At 74.9% G+C, this 20,439-nt stretch carries 7 protein-coding genes; 1 reads left to right on the top strand and 6 read right to left on the bottom strand.

The features are described from left to right. Nucleotides 1–21 precede the first annotated feature (21 nt). Nucleotides 22–10,974, top strand: a complete 10,953-nt coding sequence (locus OG199_RS00425) for a type I polyketide synthase (protein WP_405827187.1) — start codon at nt 22–24, stop codon at nt 10,972–10,974. Between the two features lie 117 nt (nt 10,975–11,091). Here OG199_RS00425 and OG199_RS00420 read toward each other — a convergent pair whose 3' ends face one another. The 6 genes from OG199_RS00420 to OG199_RS00395 all read right to left on the bottom strand — a co-directional run bounded on the left by OG199_RS00420 (nt 11,092) and on the right by OG199_RS00395 (nt 20,430). Then, on the bottom strand, nt 11,092–12,123 hold the full coding sequence (locus OG199_RS00420) for a ketoacyl-ACP synthase III family protein (RefSeq protein WP_168525164.1): 1,032 nt from the start codon (nt 12,121–12,123) through the stop codon (nt 11,092–11,094). A 162-nt stretch (nt 12,124–12,285) separates the two neighbouring features. Next, the gene (locus OG199_RS00415; protein WP_405834371.1) at nt 12,286–16,356 is read right to left on the bottom strand and encodes an AMP-binding protein; all 4,071 of its coding nucleotides are present in this window, start codon (nt 16,354–16,356) and stop codon (nt 12,286–12,288) included. Nucleotides 16,357–16,385: 29 nt separating this feature from the next. Next, nucleotides 16,386–17,243: an ABC transporter permease gene (locus OG199_RS00410; protein WP_401809973.1), complete on the bottom strand. Its 858-nt coding sequence runs from the start codon at nt 17,241–17,243 to the stop codon at nt 16,386–16,388. Continuing rightward, on the bottom strand, nt 17,243–18,235 hold the full coding sequence (locus OG199_RS00405; RefSeq protein WP_405827184.1) for an ATP-binding cassette domain-containing protein: 993 nt from the start codon (nt 18,233–18,235) through the stop codon (nt 17,243–17,245). The genes OG199_RS00410 and OG199_RS00405 overlap by 1 nt, the downstream gene beginning before the upstream one ends. Before the next feature lie 37 nt (nt 18,236–18,272). Next, entirely contained in the window at nt 18,273–19,478 is a 1,206-nt protein-coding gene (mqnC, locus tag OG199_RS00400) for a cyclic dehypoxanthinyl futalosine synthase (protein ID WP_405834369.1), read from the bottom strand. Between the two features lie 52 nt (nt 19,479–19,530). Then, nucleotides 19,531–20,430 carry a menaquinone biosynthetic enzyme MqnA/MqnD family protein gene (locus OG199_RS00395; RefSeq protein ID WP_405827182.1) on the bottom strand — a complete coding sequence of 300 codons (900 nt, stop codon included), beginning with the start codon at nt 20,428–20,430 and terminating at the stop codon, nt 19,531–19,533. Between the last annotated feature and the right edge of the window lie 9 nt (nt 20,431–20,439).

Below are 20,439 nucleotides of genomic sequence, written 5' to 3'. Positions count from 1 at the left end.
CCGGGGAACGGGTGAACACGCATGAGCGATGAACAGAAGCTCCTCGGCTACCTGAGGAAGGTCACGGCCGATCTCCACCAGACGCGGCAACGGCTGAGCGAGGCCGAGGCCCGCAACCGCGAACCCGTCGCGATCGTCGCCATGGGCTGCCGGTTCCCCGGCGGCGTGAGCGACCCCGAGGGCCTGTGGCGGCTGCTGGGCTCGGGCGACGACGCCATGACCGAGTGGCCCGTGGACCGCGGCTGGGACACCGACTCGCTGTACGACCCCGAGCCCGGCACCCCCGGCCGCAGCTACACACGCACCGGCGGATTCATCGACCGCGTCGCGGACTTCGACGCCGGCTTCTTCGGCGTCTCGCCCCGCGAGGCCGTCGGCACCGACCCGCAGCAGCGCCTCCTGCTGGAGATCTGCTGGGAGGCCCTGGAACGGGCCGGCATCGACCCGGCCGGGCTGCGCGGCAGCCGCACCGGCGTGTTCGCGGGCACCAACCTTCAGGACTACACCACCCTGCTCAGCCTCTCGGACAACGCGGGCGACGACGGTGTCGGCAACTCCGCGAGCGTCCTGTCCGGCCGCGTCTCCTACACCCTCGGCCTGGAGGGCCCCGCGGTGTCCCTCGACACCGCCTGCTCGTCCTCCCTGGTGACCCTGCACCTGGCCGTCCAGGCCCTGCGCAACGGCGAGTGCGACCTCGCGCTGGCCGGCGGCGTCACCGTCATGTCGACGCCCACCGTCTTCCTGGAGTTCAGCCGGCAGCGCGGCCTCGCCGCCGACGGCCGCTGCAAGGCCTTCGCGGACGCCGCCGACGGCACCGCCTGGGGCGAGGGCGCCGGCGTCCTCGTCGTCGAGCGCCTGTCCGACGCCCGCCGCAACAACCACCCCGTCCTCGCCGTCGTCCGCGGCTCCGCCGTCAACCAGGACGGCGCCTCCAACGGCCTCACCGCCCCCAACGGACCCTCCCAGGAACGCGTCATCTGGCAGGCGCTCACCTCCGCCGGCCTGGCCCCGGCCGACGTGGACGCCGTCGAGGCGCACGGCACCGGCACCAGCCTCGGCGACCCCATCGAGGCACAGGCCCTGCTCGCCACGTACGGCCAGGACCGGCCCGCCGACCGGCCCCTGCTGCTCGGCTCGGTCAAGTCCCACATCGGCCACACCCAGGCCGCCGCCGGAGTCGCCGGCGTCATCAAGATGGTCCTCGCGCTGCGCGAGCGGCACCTGCCCGCCACCCTGCACGTCGACCGGCCCTCCACCCACGTCGACTGGTCCGCCGGACACGTCGAACTGCTCACCGACGCCCGGCCCTGGCCCGCCGCCGACCGGCCGCTGCGCTGCGGCATCTCCTCGTTCGGCGTCAGCGGCACCAACGCCCACGTCATCCTCGAGCAGCCCCCGGCACCGCAGGAGACCGCACAGCCCGCCACCGGCACCGACACGCCGCCGGCCACCGCGGCCACCGGCCCCTTCGCCTTCCCGGTGTCCGCACGCACGAACACCGCACTGCGCGCCCAGGCCCGGCGCCTGCACGACCACCTGACCTCCGGGGAGCACCCCGCCCCGCACCCCGCCGACCTCGCCCGCGCACTGACCCGCACCCGCTCCGCCCTGGAACACCGCGCCGTCGTCGTCGCCCGGGACACCCCCGAACTCCTCGCCGGCCTCACCGCCGTCGCCGAGGACACGCCCGCACCCACCGTGGTCAAGGGCGTCGCCGACACCGAGGGCGGACCCGTCTTCGTCTTCCCCGGACACGGCCCGCAGTGGCCCGGCATGGCCACCGAACTCCTCGACACCGACGAGGTGTTCCGCACCCACTTCACCGAAGTCGCCTCCGCCGTCGAGGAGTACACCGACTGGAAGGTGCTGGACGTGCTGCGCGGCGTCGACGGCGCCCCGCCGCTGGACCGCGTCGACATCGTCCAGCCCGCCCTGTTCGTGGTCTGCGTGGCGCTCGCCCGCCTGTGGCGGTCCCACGGGGTGCGGCCCGTCGCCGTCGCCGGCCAGAGCCAGGGCGAGATCGCCGCCGCGCACGTCGCCGGCGCCCTCACCCTGGCCGACGCCGCCCGCATCGTCGTCACCCGGGGCCGCGCGCTCGCCCCGCTCGCCGGCCGCGGCGGCATGCTCTCCGTACCGCTGCCGCTCGCCGAGGTGGAACGCCGCCTGGCCCGCTGGGAGGGGCGGATCTCCGTGGGCTCGCTCAGCGGCCCCCGCGCGGTCGTCGTCTCCGGCGAGACGCAGGCGCTCGACGCCCTGCGGGCCGAACTCACCGACGAGGGCGTACCGGCCCGCCGCGTCGCCATCGGCTACGCCTCGCACTCCGCGCAGATCGAGGAGGTGCGCGACGACCTGCTCGCCGCGTTCGCGCCCGTCGCCGCGCGCCCGGCCGACGTGCCGTTCCACTCCACGGTCACCGGCGGCCGGATCGAGGACACCACCACGCTGGACGCGGACTACTGGTACCGCAACGTCCGGCAGACCGTCCGCCTCGGGGACACCGTCGAGGCGCTCGCCGCCGCGGGCCACCGCGTCTTCGTGGAGGTCGGCCCCCACCCCGTGGTGACCACCGTCCTCGGCGACGTCCTGGACGAGGCCGGCGCCGCCGACAGCGTGGTCGTCGGCACCCTGCGCCGCGGCGACGGCGGCCCCGCCCGCTTCCTGCTCTCGCTCGCCGAACTCCACGTCCAGGGCTGCGCCGAGCTCCGCGCCACCGACGACACCCCGGCGCGCCGCGTCGACCTGCCCACCTACGCCTTCCAACGCCGGCGCTACTGGCCCGAGTTCACCCGGGCCGCGGCCGCCGGCACCGCACGGGGCACCACCGACGGACCGTTCTGGGACGCCGTCGAGCAGGGCGACGTCACGGCCCTGACCGCCGCTCTCGACCTCGACGAGAACGCCGTCTCCCGGCTCGTCCCGGCGCTGGCGCACTACCGCCGCCACAGTGCCGAGACCGCCGTCGCCGACTCCTGGCGCTACCGCATCGCCTGGCAGCCCGTCGAGGACGGACCCGCCCCCGCCCTCACCGGCCGCTGGCTCGTCGTCGTCCCCACGGGCCGCGAGGACGGCCCCGAGGCCACCGCGCTGACCGCCGCCCTGCGGCGCGCCGGCGCCACCCCGGTGACCGTCCCCGTCGACTGCGCGGCCGACCGGACCGCCGTCGCCGCCGCCCTCACCGGGAGCGCCGGTCCCGCGGCGGAGCCCGCCGCGCCCACCGCGCCCGCCGCCACGAACCGTGCCGCCGACGCCGCCGGAGTCGTCTCGCTGCTCGCCCTCGACGAGGACCCGCTGCCCGCACTGCCCGCCGTACCGAGGGGGTCCGCCGGGACCGTCGCCCTCGTCCAGGCGCTGCAGGACCTCGGCGCCGACGTCCCCGTGTGGTTCACCACCCGCGGCGCCGTCGCGACCGACGCGCGCAGCGCCCCGCAGGCGCCCGTCCAGTCGATGGTCTGGGGGTTCGGACGGGTCGTCGCCCTCGAACAGGCCGATCTCTGGGGCGGTCTCGTCGACCTGCCCGCCGTCCTCGACGAGCGCGCCGCCGACCGGTTCACCGCCGTGCTGGCCGGCCGCGACCACGAGGACCAGGTCGCGATCCGCGCCACCGGCGTCCTCGGCCGCCGACTGCTGCGCGCGGCCACCGGCGCCCTGCCGACCGGCCGCCGCTGGCAGCCCGACGGCACCGTACTGGTCACCGGCGGCACCGGCGCACTCGGCCGGCACGTCGCCCGCTGGCTCGCCCGCTCCGGCGCCCGCGACCTGCTGCTGGTCAGCCGCTCCGGCCCGGACGCGCCCGGCGCCGCCGAGTTCGCCGCCGAACTCGCCGCCCTCGGCGCCCGCGCCGCCATCGCCCGCTGCGACATCGCCGACCCCGGCGACCTCGCCCGCCTGGTCGCCGCGATACCCGACGAGCGGCCCCTGACCGCCGTCTTCCACACCGCCGCCGTCCTCGACGACGGCGTCATCGGCTCCCTCACCCCCGAACGCCTCGCCGACGTGCTGCGCGTCAAGGTGGGCGGCGCCCTCAACCTCGACTCCGCCACCGCCGGCCTCGACCTGTCGGCCTTCGTCCTGTTCTCCTCGTCCTCCGGCGTCTTCGGCAGCCCCGGACACGGCAACTACGCCCCCGGCAACGCCTTCCTCGACGCCCTCGCCGAGGACCGCCGCGCCCGCGGACTGCCCGCGACCGCCGTCGCCTGGAGCGGCTGGGCCGACGGCGGCATGGCCGCCGGCACCGTCGGCGAACGCCTGGAGCGCCACGGCGTGCGCCTCATGGACCCCGAGACGGCCGTCACCGCCCTCCAGCACGCCCTCGACCACGACGACACCACCCTCGTCGTCACCGACATCGACTGGGAGGCGTTCGGCGCCGAACTCGCCAAGGGCCGCCCGCGCCGCCTCTACGCCGCCCTGCCCGAAGCACGGCAGGCCCTGGCCGGCACCCGCGGCACCGCACCGGAGCCCGCGCCGGGGGAGGGGACCGGCCTCGCCGAACAGCTCGCCCCACTCGGCGACAGCGACCGCCGCAGCGCCCTGCTCGCCCTCGTCCGCGCCCACATCGCCTACGTGCTCAACCACCCCAGCCCCGACGAGGTCGAACCCACCCGGGCCTTCCGGGAACTCGGCTTCGACTCGCTGACCGCCGTCGAACTGCGCAACGCCCTCAACGCGGCCACCGGCCTGCGCCTGCCGACCAGCCTCGTCTACGACTACCCGACGCCCGCCGCGCTCGCCGACCACCTCGGCGCCGCGTTCGCCCCCGCGAGCCCCCCGGCGCCCACCGCGTCCGCGGCCCTGGACGTACGGCGCGCGGACGACGACGACCCGATCGCCGTCATCGGCATGGCCTGCCGGTTCCCCGGCGACGTCAGCACCCCCGAGGAGTTCTGGCGGCTGCTGACCGCCGGCACCGACGCGATCACCCCCTTCCCCGACGACCGCGACTGGGACCTCGACGCGCTCCACGACCCCGAGCCGGGACGCGGCGGCGTCTCCACCCGGGCCGGCGGCTTCCTCACCGGGTTCGCCGACTTCGACCCGGCGTTCTTCACCATCTCCCCGCGCGAGGCCGCCGCGATGGACCCGCAGCAGCGACACCTGCTGGAGATGTCCTGGGAGGCGTTCGAGCGGGCCGGCATCGAACCGGGGACACTGCGCGGCAGCCGTACCGGTGTCTTCGCCGGCACCAACTACCAGGACTACTCCTCCCGGCCGCTCGCCCTCGACGAGGACGCCGGCGCCCACCTCGGCACCGGCAACTCGGCGAGCGTCCTGTCCGGCCGCATCTCCTACACCTTCGGCCTGGAAGGGCCCGCGGTCACCGTCGACACCGCCTGCTCCTCCTCACTGGTGGCCCTGCACCTGGCCGTGCGGTCGCTGCGCTCCGGCGAGAGCGACCTCGCGCTCGCCGGCGGCGTCACCGTGATGTCCACCCCCGGACTGTTCCTCGACTTCAGCCGGCAGCGGGGCCTGGCGGCCGACGGCCGGTGCAAGTCCTTCGCGGACGCCGCCGACGGCACCGGCTTCTCCGAGGGCGGCGGCATGCTCCTGGTGGAGCGCCTGTCCGACGCCCGCCGCAACAACCACCGGGTCCTCGCCGTCGTCCGCGGCTCCGCCGTCAACCAGGACGGCGCCTCCAACGGGCTCACCGCCCCCAACGGGCCCTCCCAGCAGCGCGTCATCCGCGCCGCGCTCGCCGACGCGGGCCTCGGCACCGCGGACGTCGACGTCCTGGAGGCGCACGGCACGGGAACCATGCTCGGCGACCCCATCGAGGCCCAGGCCGTCCTCGCCACCTACGGCCAGGACCGGCCCGCGGAGCGGCCGTTGTGGCTCGGCTCGGTGAAGTCCAACATCGGCCACACCCAGGCCGGCGCCGGCGTCGCCGGGATCATCAAGATGGTCCTGGCCCTGAACAACGGAGTCCTGCCGGCCACCCTGCACGTCGACCGGCCCTCCACGCACGTCGACTGGGACGCCGGCGACGTCCGGCTGCTGACCGAGGCCGTCGCATGGCCCGAGAACGGCCGCCCCGGCCGCGCCGGCGTCTCCTCCTTCGGCATCAGCGGCACCAACGCCCACGTCATCCTCGAAGCCGCCACCGAACACGAACCCGACGGGCCCGCCGACACCGGACCCGCCGCACCCGCGGCCACCGGCACCCCCGCCCCCGTCACCCCCTGGGTGCTCACCGCCCGCAGCGCCACCGCCCTGCGGGACCAGGCGAGCCGCCTGCTCACCCACCTCGCCGACCGGCCGGAGGCCGACCCCCGCGACGTGGGACTGTCCCTCGCCACCACCCGCACCGCCTTCGAACACCGGGCCGTCGTCCTCGGCGCCGACCGGGCGGAACTCACCGACGCCCTCACCGCGCTGGCCGAGGGACGGTCCGAGCCCCGCACCCCGGCCGGCGTGGCGCGCGGCGCCGGCCGCACCGCGTTCCTGTTCACCGGCCAGGGCGCCCAGCGACCCGGCATGGGCCGCGAACTCCACCGGACCCACCCCGTGTTCGCCGAGGCCTTCGACGCGGCCTGCGCCCACCTCCCCGGACTGCGCGAGATCGTCCTCGGCGGCGACGACGGCTCCGACGCCGCGGCCGCCGAGGTCCTGAACCGCACCGAGCACGCCCAGCCCGCCCTGTTCGCCTTCGAGGTCGCCCTCTACCGCCTGCTGGAGTCCTGGGGCATCGTGCCCGACCAGGTCACCGGCCACTCCGTCGGTGAACTCGCCGCGGCCCACGTCGCCGGAGTCCTCTCCCTCCAGGACGCCTGCACCCTCGTCGCCGCCCGCGGCCGCCTCATGCAGCAACTGCCCCCGGGCGGCGCGATGGCCTCCCTGCAGGCCTCCGAGGCGGAGGTGCTGCCGCTGCTCGCCGGGCGGGAGGCCGCGCTCGGCATCGCCGCCCTCAACGGCCCCGCGGCCACGGTCGTCTCCGGCACCGAGGACGCCGTCACCGCCGTCGTCGACCAGCTGGCGGCGCAGGGCCGCAAGACCTCCCGGCTGCGCGTCAGCCACGCCTTCCACTCGCCGCTCATGGACCCCGTCCTCGACGCCTTCCGGTCCGTCGCCGCACGCCTCACCTACTCCGCGCCGACGCTGCCCTTCGTCTCCGGCACGACCGGCGAGCCCGTCGACGCGACACAGCTGACCGACCCCGAGTACTGGGTGCGCCACGTCCGCGAACCGGTCCGCTTCCACGACGCCGTCCGCCACCTCCGCGACGACCTCGCCGTCACCCGCTTCCTGGAGATCGGCCCGGACGCCACCCTGACCACCCTGGCCGCGGCGGCCCTGGACGACCCCGACCGCCCCGAGGCCCACCTCGTCCCGGCCGTCCGCAAGGACGTCCCCGAGACCCGCGGCCTCCTCACCGCGCTCGGCCGGCTGTTCACCACCGGCACCGAACCCGACTGGCCCGCCCTGTTCACCGGCGCCCGGCCCGTACCGCTGCCCACCTACGCCTTCCAGCACGAGCGCTACTGGCTGCCCAGCGCCCCCTGGACCGGCGACCTCCAGGGCGCCGGCCTGGAACCGGCGGCCCACCCCTTCCTGGGCGCCGCCCTCAGCCCCGCCGGCTCCGACACCGTCCTGTTCACCGGACGCCTGTCCCTGCGCACCCACCCCTGGCTCGCCGACCACACCGTGCTCGGCCAGGTCATCCTGCCCGCGACCGGCTACCTCGACCTCGCCGTCCACGCGGGCGACCGCACCGGCTGCGGCCACCTGGCCGAACTCACCCTGCACAGCCCGCTGGTGATCCCCCGCGAGGGCGCCGTCCAGCTCCAGGTCACCGTGGAGGCACCCGACGAGCGGGGCCGGCGCGCCCTCGGCGTGTACGCGCGCCCCGCCGACACCGACACCGACACGCCGTGGGAACAGCACGCCCGGGGCACCCTCGCCCCCGAGACCCGGGCCCCGGCCGCGCCGGCCGACCTGAGCGTCTGGCCCCCGCACGGCGCCGAGACCGTCGCCGCCGGCGGCCACTACGAAGGGTTCGCCGAGGCCGGCTTCGACTACGGGCCCGGCTTCCAGGGACTGGGCCGGGTGTGGCGGCGCGGCGACGAGGTGTTCGCCGAGGCCGCGCTGCCCGAGGAGCACCGCGCCGACGCCCCGCGCTTCGGCCTCCACCCCGCCCTGCTGGACGCGGCGACCCAGGCACTGCTCGTCGCACTCCCGGGCGGCGCCGGGAAGTCGCCGGAGCCGATGCTGCCCTTCGCGTGGAGCGGCCTGACCCTGCACGCGGAGGGCGCCACCGCCCTCAGGGTGCGGCTGGCACCGGCCGGACACGACCACGGGTTCTCCGTGCTCGTCGCCGACACCGACGGCCACCCCGTCGCCACCGCCGAGTCCCTCACCCTGCGCGCCGTGGCCGCCGCCCGGCCGCACGAACACGACGACCGGGCACCCGGACTGCTGCGCCTGGCCTGGAACGCCGCCCGGCCCGCCCCGGCCGCACCCCACCCGGAATCGGCCCGCTGGATCATCCTCGGCGAGGGCGACGACCGGATGGCCCGGGCCGTCGACGCCGCGGGCGTCCACCTGGAGGCGTACGCCGACCTCGAAGCGCTCGGCAAGGCCGTGGACACCGGCATGACCCTGCCGGACGTCGTGCTCGTCGCCCCCGACGGCCACCGCCCCGACGACGGACGCGACGTCCCCGGCACCGTCCGCTCCGCGCTCACCCCGGCCCACGACCTGATCCGCGGCTGGCTCGGCGACGAACGCTTCGCCGCCTCCCGCCTGGTGTTCGTCACCCGGTCCTGCGTGGCCACCGACGACGACGGCGGCATCCAGGACCTGGCGGGCGCGGCCCTGTGGGGCATGGTCCGCTCCACCCAGGCCGAACACCCCGGCCGCTTCCAGCTCGTGGACCTTCCCGGCACCCCCGACGAGACGGACGAACACGCCCTCCTCGCCGCCGTCGCCGCCGTCCACCCGCAGAGCGCGGTCCGCGCCGGCCGGGTCCTGCTGCCCGAACTCGCCCCGGCCGAGCCCGGCACCGAGGCGCCCGCCCTGGCGTCCGGCACCGTCCTGGTCACCGGGGCCACCGGCGCCCTCGGCAGCACCCTCGCCCGGCACCTCGTCACCGCCCACGGCGTACGCGGCCTGCTGCTCACCAGCCGCCGCGGCCCCGACGCCCCCGGCGCCGGCGCGCTGCGCGACGAACTCACCGCACTCGGCGCGGACGTCACCCTCGTCGCCTGCGACACCGCCGACCGCGCCCAGGTCGAACGCCTCCTCGCCGCCGTCCCCGCCGACCGGCCCCTGACCGGCGTGGTGCACGCCGCCGGCGTCGTCGACGACAAACCGGTCACCGCCCTGGACCCCGAACGCTTCGAGCGGGTCCTGCGCCCCAAGGCCGACGGCGGCTGGCTGCTGCACGAACTCACCGCGGACCACGACCTGTCCGCGTTCGTCCTGTTCTCCTCCGCCGCGGGCACCTTCGGCTCCCCGGGCCAGGCCAACTACGCCGCCGCCAACGCGTTCCTCGACGCCCTCGCCTCCCACCGGCACTCGCACGGCCTGCCCGCCTCCTCCCTCGCCTGGGGACTGTGGGAGAGCGACAGCGCCCTGACCTCCGGCCTCTCCGACACCGACCGCCGCCGCATGACCCGCGGCGGCATGCGGCCGCTGTCCACCAAGGACGGACTCCTCCTGCTCGACAGCGCGCTGACCACCGACCGCCCCGCCCTCATCGCCATGGACACCACCGCCGGCACCGGCGCCCTGCAAGCCCTGCTGCGGCCCGCGGACCGCCCGGCCGGCCGCCGCAGCGCGGCGGGCGCCCGGCCGGCACCGACCACCTCCGCCCGGCTCGCCGGACTCGACCCGGCCGAGCGCCGCACCACACTGCTCGCCCTGGTCCGCGATCTGGCCGCGGCGGTCCTCGGACACGCGTCCGCCGACGCGGTGGAGGCCGACCAGCTCTTCACCGAGCAGGGCTTCGACTCCCTGACCGCCGTCGAACTGCGCAACCACCTCGCCACCGCGACGGCCCTGCCCCTGCCGCCGACCCTCCTGTTCGACCACGCCACCCCGGAACTGCTCGCCGCCCACCTCGACCAGCGGCTGCTGGACGCGCCCACCGGCGGCGACCCGGCCGCGCCGGCCGCCCGGCCCGCCGCGCACACCGGGGACACCCTCAGCGGCCTGTTCAAGCAGGCCTGCGAGAGCGGCCGCGTCGACGAGGGCTTCGCCCTGCTCCAGGCCGCCGCCGCACTGCGGCCGACCTTCGCCTCCCCGCGGGAACTGACCACGGTGCCCGAGCCGATCAGGCTCTCCAAGGGCGAGACCGGCACACCGTTCGTCTGCTTCAGCTCCTACGTGGCGCTGGCCGGCGTGCACCAGTACGCGCGGTTCGCCTCGGCCTTCCGCGGCGAGCGCGACGTATGGGCCCTGCCCACCCAGGGGTTCGGCACCGGTGAGGCACTGCCCGCCTCGTTCGACGCCGTCGCCGCGCTCCAGGCCGAGGCGGTCACCAGGACCGTCGGCGACGGCCCCGTCGTCCTCGTCGGCTCCTCGTCGGGCGGCATCCTCGCCCTGGCCGCCGCCCGGCACCTCCAGGAGCAGGGCAGGCCCCCGGCCGCCGTGGTCCTGCTCGACACCTACATGCCGCGCGCCGACTCACCGTTCCTGAAGTTCTCCCAGCAGATGCTGGGCGGCATGTTCGACCGCGAGTCGATGTTCGCCCACATGGACACCGACCGGCTGACCGCCATGAGCTGGTACATCAGCCTCATCGGCGAATGGGAGCCGGGGCCGCTGGACAGCCCGGTCGTCCTGGTGCGCTCCAGCGAGCCCCCGGTGCCCGCCGACCCGAACGGCCCCCTGGAGCGGGAGGAGTGGCAGTCGTCGTGGGAGCGGGCGCACACCACGATCGACGTCCCCGGCAACCACTTCACGATGATGGAGACCCACGCCCGCAGCACCGCCGGCGCCACCGACGCATGGCTGGAGAGCCTGGACCAGGACGGCTGACCCACCACGCGCGACACGATGCCCCCTGCGTCCGGACCGGACACAGGGGGCAACGTGCGCAGCGGAAGAGCGGAAGAGCGGAAGAGCGGAAGAGCGGAAGAGACGGAGGGGCGGTGTTCAGACCGCCCAGTGCGGCGTGTCGGTGATGGTGAGCACGGCCGCGCTGCACAGCCATCCCGGCCCCTGGGAGAACAGCAGGACGTTGTCGCCCGGCACCACCTCGCGCGTGCGCACCAGGTGCTCCAGGGAGATGAACACGTCGGCGCCGCCCACGTGCCCGACCGTCCTGCCGAAGTCCCAGCTGCACTCCGCCATGGTCAGCCCGAGCGGCAGCATGATCGAGTACTCGATCATCCGGCCGTCCATGTTGATCGGCACCACCTTGGTCAGGTCGGACGCGTTCAGGCCGGCGTCGACCAGCGACCGGTGGATCATGTCCAGGCCGAACAGGGTCAGCTTCTCCATCGTCTCCGACAGGGGCATCCGCTCACTGAACTGCTCGGCCCGCTCGACCATGCCGGCCACCGTTCCGGTGTCCTCGCGAAGCAGCAGCGGCCCGTCCCCGCGGTGCCACGACTCCAGCTCGTGCAGCACCCCCGAGTTGAGGGAGCGCACCTCGGCGAAGCCCTCCTCGTCGCTCACCAGCACCGCGGCCGCGCCGTCGCCGAGGATGTACGCCTGGCCGAAGCCCTTCCACCGGTCCATCTGCGGCGAGGAGAAGTTCTCGCCCGTCGTCAGCAGCACCGAACCCGCCCCGGCGGCCCCGGTGAGCTTGCCGATCGCCACCTCCAGGGCGCTGAGCATGCCGTCGCAGCCCTGCTGGAGGTAGAGCGCGGGAATGTTGCCCAGGCCCAGCTCCCGAAGGATGTAGCCGGGCGGGTAGGCGCCGTCGGGGCCCTGGTAGTGGACGGCGCTGTGGATGTACGCCCCGAGGTCCTCGGGATCGGTCTTCGAGCGCTCCAGCGTGGTCCGCGCGGCCGCCACGACCAGGTCCATGGCCGGCACGTCACCGGCGACATGGGTGCCCGTCAGCCCGTTCGCCGCCTGGATCTCGCCGTCCAGCCTCCCTTCGGCCACGGCCTGCAGGGCGTCGGCCCACTCGGGCAGCACGACGCCCAGCGATTCGATGTGCACGTTCTCGACCCTCATCCGGCTTCTTCTCCTCTTCCGCCTTCGGGCGTTCTGTGTCGTGCGGCGTCATGACGGCGGACCTCCCGCGTCACGACGGCGCCGGGCGGTGCGGCACCACCGTCAGGTGCCGCACCGCCCGGCCGGGGAACCCGCCTCAACGGGCCTGTCGGACAGGCTGGTTCAGCGGGCGAGCAGCTCCTTCTTCAGATGGCGGGCGAGCCCGGCCGGCGTGGCGAAGTCGAACACCACGGCCGCCGACAGGGGCAGCCCGGTCGCCTCGACCAGCGCGTTGCGCGCGGTGAGCGCCGTCAGCGAGTCGAAGCCGAGCTCCCGGGTCTCGCCGTCCGGCGGCACCTGGGCGCCGCCGGGCAGCCCGAGGGAGGCGGCGAAGTGCGTGCGTACCAGGTCGATGAGGGAGTGTTCCTGCTCCGCGTCCGACAGGGCCGCCAGCCGGTGCCGCAGCCCGGACGGGTCCGCCACCGCGTCACGGGCCACCCGGCGGCCCGCACCGCGCACCAGCCCCCGCCGCAGCGCGGCCGAGCCGGTGAGCGGGCCCCGGGAGCCGGTGCCGCCCAGCGGGGTGCGCGCGGCGACGACCGCGGGCAGCCCCAGCGAGCGCGCCGCGTCGAAGAGGTCGAGGGCCTCCCGCGAGTCCAGGTCGCTCCCGCGCACCGACACGGCCGGCACACCGCCGGCCCGCAGCCGCACCGCCCACGCGTCCAGGAACGCGCCGGCGGCCTCGGCGACCAGCCCGGGGGCGGCCGCCGCGGGGGCCGGGGAGCTGAGCACGAACAGGTCCACGTCCCCGGGCGCGAGCCCGTCGCCGAGGGCGAGCGCGGTGTCGACGACCGGCCGCAGCACCGCGTCGACATCGCCGTCGGGTCCCTCGGAGGCGAGGTGCACGGCCGCCGCGAACAGCACGGCCGAAGGACCGGCCGCCCGCAGCGGGCGCACGGACGCCACCGGGTCCGCCGCGTCCCACCCGGCCACGGACGTGCCCGGCACCCCTGCCTCCGCCGCGGTGTCCGGGTCCGGCCCCGCGGTGTCGGCCAACAGCACCTCACGCGAGCCGAGTCCGGCCTGCAGACGCCCGACCGGTGCGGTCGCCCCGGCCCGCACCACCAGCAGCGGGCCCGTGCCGCGCGGGGCCGGCACCGGTGCGCCGGCGCCGGGCCCGACGCGTTCGATTCGCGGCGCGCGCGCCGCACGGCCGCGCAGCGCCAGCCGGGGTTCGCCGGAGGCCACCGCGTCGGGCAGGACGCGCCAGGACCGCTTGGAGGCGTCCGTGTCGACCAGCAGGAAACGGCCCGGTGCCCGGTCCTGCGCCGCGCCGACCAGCCCCCACAGCGCGGCGGCCGGCAGGTCCGGCACCGTCGAACCGTCCCAGGCGGGCACGGCGTCCCGGGTCAGCACGACCAGCCGGCTGTCCGCGAACAGCGGATCGCCCCACCGGCGCGCCCACTCCAGTCCCTCGCGCACGGCGCCGCGCACCGCGTCCGCGACGTCCGCCCCGCTTCCGGCGGCGGCCGACGCGGGGGAGACGACCACCACGTGCGGCGGCGCGCCGCCGTCCGCGACGGCCTTCGCGAGGGCGCCGAGGTCCGGATACGTCTCCGAGTAGCGCCCGGCGGCCATCAGACCGGCGCGGACCCGCAGCGGGTCGTCGCCGACCACCGCCCACCGCTCGTCGCCGTGCCGCGCGGCCGGCGTGAGCCGCACGTCGTCCCACACCTGGGCGAACAGGCCGTCCTGCTGGACGGCCGACGCCCGGGCCAGCGCGGAGCGGGTCAGTCCGCCGGAGGTCACGGACTCCACGCTCAGTACGGGATCGCCGGCCGCGTCGGCGGCCTCGATGCCGAATCCGCCGTCGGGCCGCGGCCGTACCCGCACGCGCAGCACGGACGCCCCGGAGGCGTGCAGCGTCACCCCGTGCCAGGCGTCCGGCCACCACAGGCCGTCTGCGTAGCCGTCCGGCGCGGGCGCCTGGACCGCCGGATCCACCCGGGTGTGCAGGAGCAGGGGCCGCAGCACCGCGTCCAGCAGCGCCGGGTGCAGTCCGAACAGGGCTCCCTGCTCACGGTTGTCGTCGGGCAGCGCGACCTCGGCGAACAGCTCGCCGTCGCGCCGCCACACCGTCCGCAGCTCGCGCGGCACGCCGTCGCCGGACGGCAGCTCCTCGAAGGGGACGCGCCGGGAACCCGCGGGCGGCCACACGGCCGGTTCACCCGGGTCGTCGGGGTCGGGGAGGCCGGGCGCGAGGGTGCCGGACGCGTGGCGGGTCCAGGGCCGCCCGGCCGCGCCCCCGCCGTCCCGCCGGGCGTGCACGGTCACGGGACGTACGCCCTCGTCACCGGCGGCCCCGACGCTCACCCGCAGCTGGACACCGTCCCGCTCGGGCAGCACCAGCGGTTCGCCGGTGCTCAGTTCCACCAGGTGTCCGCAGCCGACGTGGTCCCCGGCGTGCAGCACCAGCTCGGCGAGCACCGCGGGCGCCACGACGGCCCTACCGGCCACCGTGCGCGACGGCAGCGGAGCGTGCCCGCCGCCCCGCAGCCGGCCCGTGAACAGCACGCCGTCCCCGCCGGGCAGCTCGACCGCGGCCTGCAGCAGCGGGTGCGCGCCGTCCACCAGGCCCAGTTCCAGGGCCCCTTCGTAGACCCGCGAGGACTGCTCCGCCGCCCGGGCCCTGCGCCACAGCAGCCGGCCGGGCAGCCCGGCCAGACGCTTGCGGGCGATCTTCCCGGCGGGGTTGCGCGGGATCTCGTCGACCTCGTACAGCTCCTCGGGCAGCTTGAACGCCGACAGCTCCGCGCGGCACGCGGCCCGGACCGCGTCCGGGTCGATGCCGCCGGGCCCGCGCACCAGGTAGGCCACCGGCACCTCGCCGAGCGTGTCGTGCGGCTTCGCGCCCACGGCCGCGTCCGCGACCCCCTCCACCCGGCCCAGCACCTTCTCGATCTCGCCGGGATGGATGTTCTCGCCGCCGCGGATGATGAGTTCCTTCAGGCGGCCGCTGATCGTGACGTACCCGGCCTCGTCCTGCCAGGCGATGTCCCCGGTGCGGTACCAGCCGTCGCTCAGCACGGACGCCGTCGCCTCGTCCTGGCGGTGGTAGCCCAGCATCAGCGCCGGGCTGGAGACCCACACCTCGCCCTCCGCCCCGCCGGGCACCTCCTCCCCGGTGCGGGGGTCCGTCAGACGGAGCGTCAGTCCCGGTACGGGCAGCCCGCAGGAGCCCGGCACGTACGGGCCCTCGGGGAGGTTGGTGGTGATCGCGCCGCCGGTCTCGGTGCTGCCGTAACTGTCCAGCAGCGGCAGTCCGAACGCGGCACGGAAGGACTCGTGCAGCGACACCGGGCAGGAGGAGCCGGCGACCATGCACAGCCTGAGGTCCGCCAGGGCGTCGAAGCCGTCGGACCGGGCCCGCTCGACCATGTGGTGGTACATCGTCGGCACCCCGACGAGGAAGGTGGAGCGCTCCTCGCGGGCCGCGCGCAGGATCTCGTCCGCCGCCAGCCCGTCGGTGATCCGGGCCGTCGCGCCGACCGCCACCACCCCGAGCACGCACACGTTGTGCGCGACGGCGTGGAACAGCGGCATCGGCCACAGCACCCGGTCCCGCGGCGACAGCCCGAGGACCGGGGCGGTGCAGGCGCCGGTCGCCCACAGCGACGACCGCTGGGTGGAGACCACGCCCTTGGGACGGCCCGTGGTGCCGGACGTGTAGAGCATCCACGCCGGCTCGTCCAGGCCCAGGTCGTCGCGCGGCGGATGACGTATCGACCAGGTCGTCGCCAGCGTCTCGTAGCGCGGCAGACCGTGCTCCTCCCCGGGCCCGGAGGGGTCCGGCACCACGACGACCGCGACCCCCGGCCGGTCGACCAGGACCCGGCGCACCTGGGGCAGTTGGGCCACCCCGGTGATCACCATCCGGGCCCCGCAGTCGTCCAGCAGGAAGGACAGCTCGGCGTCGGTCGACTGCGGGTTGAGCGGGACACCGACCGCGCTCGCCCGCGTGACGGCCAGGTAACTCTCCACCGTCTCCACCCGGTTGGGCAGGTAGATCACGGCCCGCGTGCCGCGTTCCAGGCCCAGTTCGGCGAGATGGCCGGCCACCCGGGCGGTACGCAGGGCGAGTTCGGCGTACGTCACCGAGCGGTGAGCGTCGCGGAACGCGGGCTGCCGCGGCCGCTGCTCGGCGTGCTCGGCGAGCAGTTCGTGCAGCGGCCGGACGAGATCGGCACGGAACATGTCACTCACGCTCCTCGGACTCCCTGCGGTCAGGCGGCGGACGAGCGGTAGCGGCGCACCGCCAGCGTCCGGCACACCAGGGCGATGACGACCGACCACGTCACGGACACCGCCACGGCGTGCTCGGCGGGCCAGCCGGTCGTCGCGTGCAGCCCGGGGTTGCCGAACAGGTCACGGGCCGCCTGGACGGTGGCCGTGAGCGGATTCCACTCCGCCGCGAAACGCAGCGGGGCCGGGAGCGTGGACGGTGCGACGAACGCGTTGGACAGGAAGGTCAGCGGGAACAGCCACAGGAAGTTGCCGGTCGCGGCGGCCTCCGGCGCGCGGACCGACAGACCGATGAGCACACCCACCCACGACAGGGCGTAGCCCAGCAGGAGCAGCAGCCCGAACGCCGCGCCCGCGTGCAGGAATCCGTGGTGGATGCGCCAGCCGACGATCAGGGCGCAGCCCACCATCACCACGATCACGGCGGAGTTCTGCACCAGGTCGGCGAGCGCGCGGCCGGTCAGCAGCGCCCCGCGGGACATGGGCAGCGAGCGGAACCGGTCGACCATGCCGCTCTTGAGGTCGTTGGCCATGCCCACGCTGCTGTTGCTGGCGGTCGCGAAGGCGATGGTCTGCGCGAAGAAGCCGGGCATCATGTACTCGCGGTAGGCCTCAGGGCCGCCCGCGCCGGGCAGCGCAAAGGAGCCCGCGAAGAGGTAGGCGAAGAGCAGGACGAACACGATCGGCTGCACGAGGCTGAGGACCAGCACCTCGGGGATGCGGACCATCCTGATGATGTTGCGCCGCGTGATCACGACCACGTCGTGGATCGCCTTCGCCGCGGACGCGGGGCGCAGGGCGTCCCCGCCGCGGGACTGTACCGCCCATGCCACGGTCATCACTCCTTCTCGTTCGACGCGCCGGCCGACACCATCGCGGGTGCGGGCCGGTCACCGCGGGGCGGGTCCGTCAGGGCCAGGAACACCTCGTCGAGGGTCGGCTGGCGCAGGCTGATGTCGCTGATCTCGATCCCGGCGCCGGCCAGGGCGCCGATGACCTCGGTCAGCAGGTGCACGCCGCCGTCCACCGGCGCGGAGACCAGGGACCTGGCCCGGTCCACGTCCGGTGCGCGGGTGCTGAAGCGGCCCAGCAGCGTGGCGGCGCCCGCGATCTGGTCGGCGCGCTCCACCACGATCTCGATCTGCTGCCGGCTGGTCCGTGTCTTGAGTTCGCGCGGTGTGCCCTGGGCGATGATCCGGCCCTGGTCGACGACGGCGATGTCCCGGGCGAGGCGGTCCGCCTCCTCCAGGTACTGCGTGGTCAGCAGCAGGGTGGTGCCCGCGTCGACCAGCCGGTCGATGGCTTCCCACAGCAGCAGGCGGCTGGTGGGGTCGAGGCCCACCGACGGCTCGTCGAGGAACATCACCGACGGCCGCACCACCAGCGCGCACGCGAGGTCGAGCCGCCGGCGCATGCCGCCCGAGTACGTGCTGGACACCCGTCCGGCCGCCCCGGTCAGCTCGAACTGCGCGAGCAGCTCCTCCGCCCGCCGCCGGGCCGCGCCGGCCCGCATGCCGTACAACTCGCCGATTATGCGCAGGTTCTCACGGCCCGTCAGCCGGTCGTCGACGGCGGCGAACTGCCCCGACAGCCCGATCGACCGGCGCACCAGGTCCGGGTCGCGGACCACGTCGTGGCCCGCGACCGTGGCGGTGCCCGCGTCGGGGCGCAGCAAAGTGGTGAGCACCCGGACGGCGGTGGTCTTGCCCGCCCCGTTGGGGCCCAGCAGACCCAGCACGGTGCCCTCCGGGACCGTGAGACTGACTCCGTCGAGAGCCCGGATCTTCCCGAAGGTCTTGACGAGGCCCTCAGCGTGGATGGCGCCCGGCATGGCTTCTCCGTCCTGTTTCTGCGTTCGGTGGGACTTCTCAGTTCGCGGAGATCAGCTTCAGCTCGGGGTGGGCGGTGCCGCCCGCGATCGCGGTGGAGGAGATGTGGGAGACGACCCGCTCGTCGACCGGGTCGTTCGCCGGGTCGTCGTTGACCTTGAGGTGCTCGTAGGTCGTCGAGCGCTGCGCGGGCACCCGCCCGGCACCGCGGATCAGCGTGAGCAGTTCCACCAGGTTGGAGCGGTGCTTGGCACCGGCCGAGGAGACGACGTTCTCCTCCAGCATCACGGAACCGAGGTCGTCCGCGCCGTAGTGCAGGGTCAGCTGGCCGGCCTCCTTGCCGGTGGTCAGCCAGGAGCCCTGGATGTGGCGGACGTTGTCGAGGAACAGACGCGCGACGGCGATCATCCGCACGTACTCGAAGAGCGTGGCCTGCGTGCGGCCCTTGAGGTGGTTGTTCTCGGGCTGGTAGGTGTACGGGATGAAGGCGCGGAAACCGCCGGTCCGGTCCTGCACGTCGCGGATCATCCGCAGGTGCTCGATGCGCTCGGCGTTGGTCTCACCGGTGCCCATGAGCATCGTCGAGGTCGACTCGACACCCAGCCCGTGCGCGACCTCCATGATCTCCAGCCAGCGCTCACCGGACTCCTTGAGCGGGGCGATCGCCTTGCGGGGGCGGGCCGGGAGGAGTTCGGCGCCGGCGCCCGCGAAGGAGTCCAGACCCGCGGAGTGGATGCGGGTGATGGCCTCCTCCACGCCGACCTTGGAGATCCGGGCCATGTGCTCGACCTCGGACGCGCCGAGGGAGTGGATGACCAGCTGGGGGAAGTTCTCCTTGATCGCGGAGAAGTGCTTCTCGTAGTACTCCACGCCGTAGTCGGGGTGGTGTCCGCCCTGGAACATGATCTGGGTGCCGCCGAGTTCGACGGTCTCCGCGCAGCGGCGCAGGATGTCGTCGAGGTCGCGGGTCCAGCCCTTGGCGGTGTCCTTGGGCGCGGCGTAGAAGGCGCAGAACTTGCACGCCGTGACGCACACGTTCGTGTAGTTGATGTTCCGCTCGATGATGTACGTCGCGATGTGCTCGGTGCCGGAGTACTTGCGGCGGCGTACGGCGTCGGCGGCGGCGCCCAGCGCGTGCAGCGGGGCGTCACGGTAGAGGTCGAGCGCCTCTTCCGGGGTGATGCGCTCACCCTCGGCGGCACGGTCGAGGACGGACTGCAACGGGGACGGGGTAGGTCGGGGCATGGTGCCGGCCTTTCCGGGGCTGTGGATGGTGTTCCTGGTCATGGCGGGGGTCTCACTCGGGGGCGGTGTCCAGCAGGCGTACGGCCACGTCGGGCGGGAAGCCCTCGGCCGCACCGCCGACCCGGCGGGCGAACTCCTCGATGCCGGCCAACTGCTCCGCGCCGAGCCGGAAGTCGAGCGCCTCCGTGTAGTACCGCTCCAGCGTTCCGGCGTCGAACTCCTCCCACTGGGAGGCCTGTTCGCTCACCTCGGTCACCTCGCGCAGCGACAGGTCCCGGGAGGCCAGCAGGTCGGCGTGGACCTGGTGGACCAGAGCGGGCTCGCGGGCGAGGAAGTCGCGGCGCGCCGCGAACACGGCGAACACGAACGGGAGTCCGGTCCACTCCTTCCACATCCGGCCCAGGTCATGGACCTGGAGGCCGAGTCCGGGGGCCTCGTGCAGCGCGGCACTCAGCGCCACGTCACCGATGATGACCGCCGCGCGTGCCTCGGTCATCATCGTGCGCAGGTCGGGCGGCCGCACCACGTACTCGGGCCGCACACCCACCTTCTCCTCCAGGAGCAGCTGGGCCAGCCGCACCGAGGTCCGGCTGGTCGAGCCCAGCGCGACGCGCTCGCCGTCCAGCTGTTCCAGCGGCACCTGACTGAGGATCAGGCACGACATGACGTCGCCGTCGCTGCCCACCGCGATGTCCGGCAGGGCCACCAGGTCGTCGGCGTGCCGCAGGAACTCGACCAGGCTGATGGGCCCGATGTCGAGATCACCGGCGGCCAGCGCCCTGTTGAGGCCGTCCGGGCTGTCCGTGCGCAGATCCAGGTCGAGCAGGCTGCCGGTACGGGCCAGCCCCCAGAACAGCGGCAGGCAGTTGAGGAACTCGATGTGCCCGACTCGGGGGCGGCGACGTTTGGTGCGCAGCGCCGACGACGGTTCTGCGACGAGTGGTTCGGTCATCTCTGGACG

This window comes from Streptomyces sp. NBC_01176 (genome assembly GCF_045039825.1).
Classification (GTDB): Bacteria; Actinomycetota; Actinomycetes; order Streptomycetales; family Streptomycetaceae; genus Streptomyces.
The sequence above is the reverse complement of the archived record's forward strand: the minus strand, read 5'-3'. Positions and strand labels throughout refer to the sequence as shown.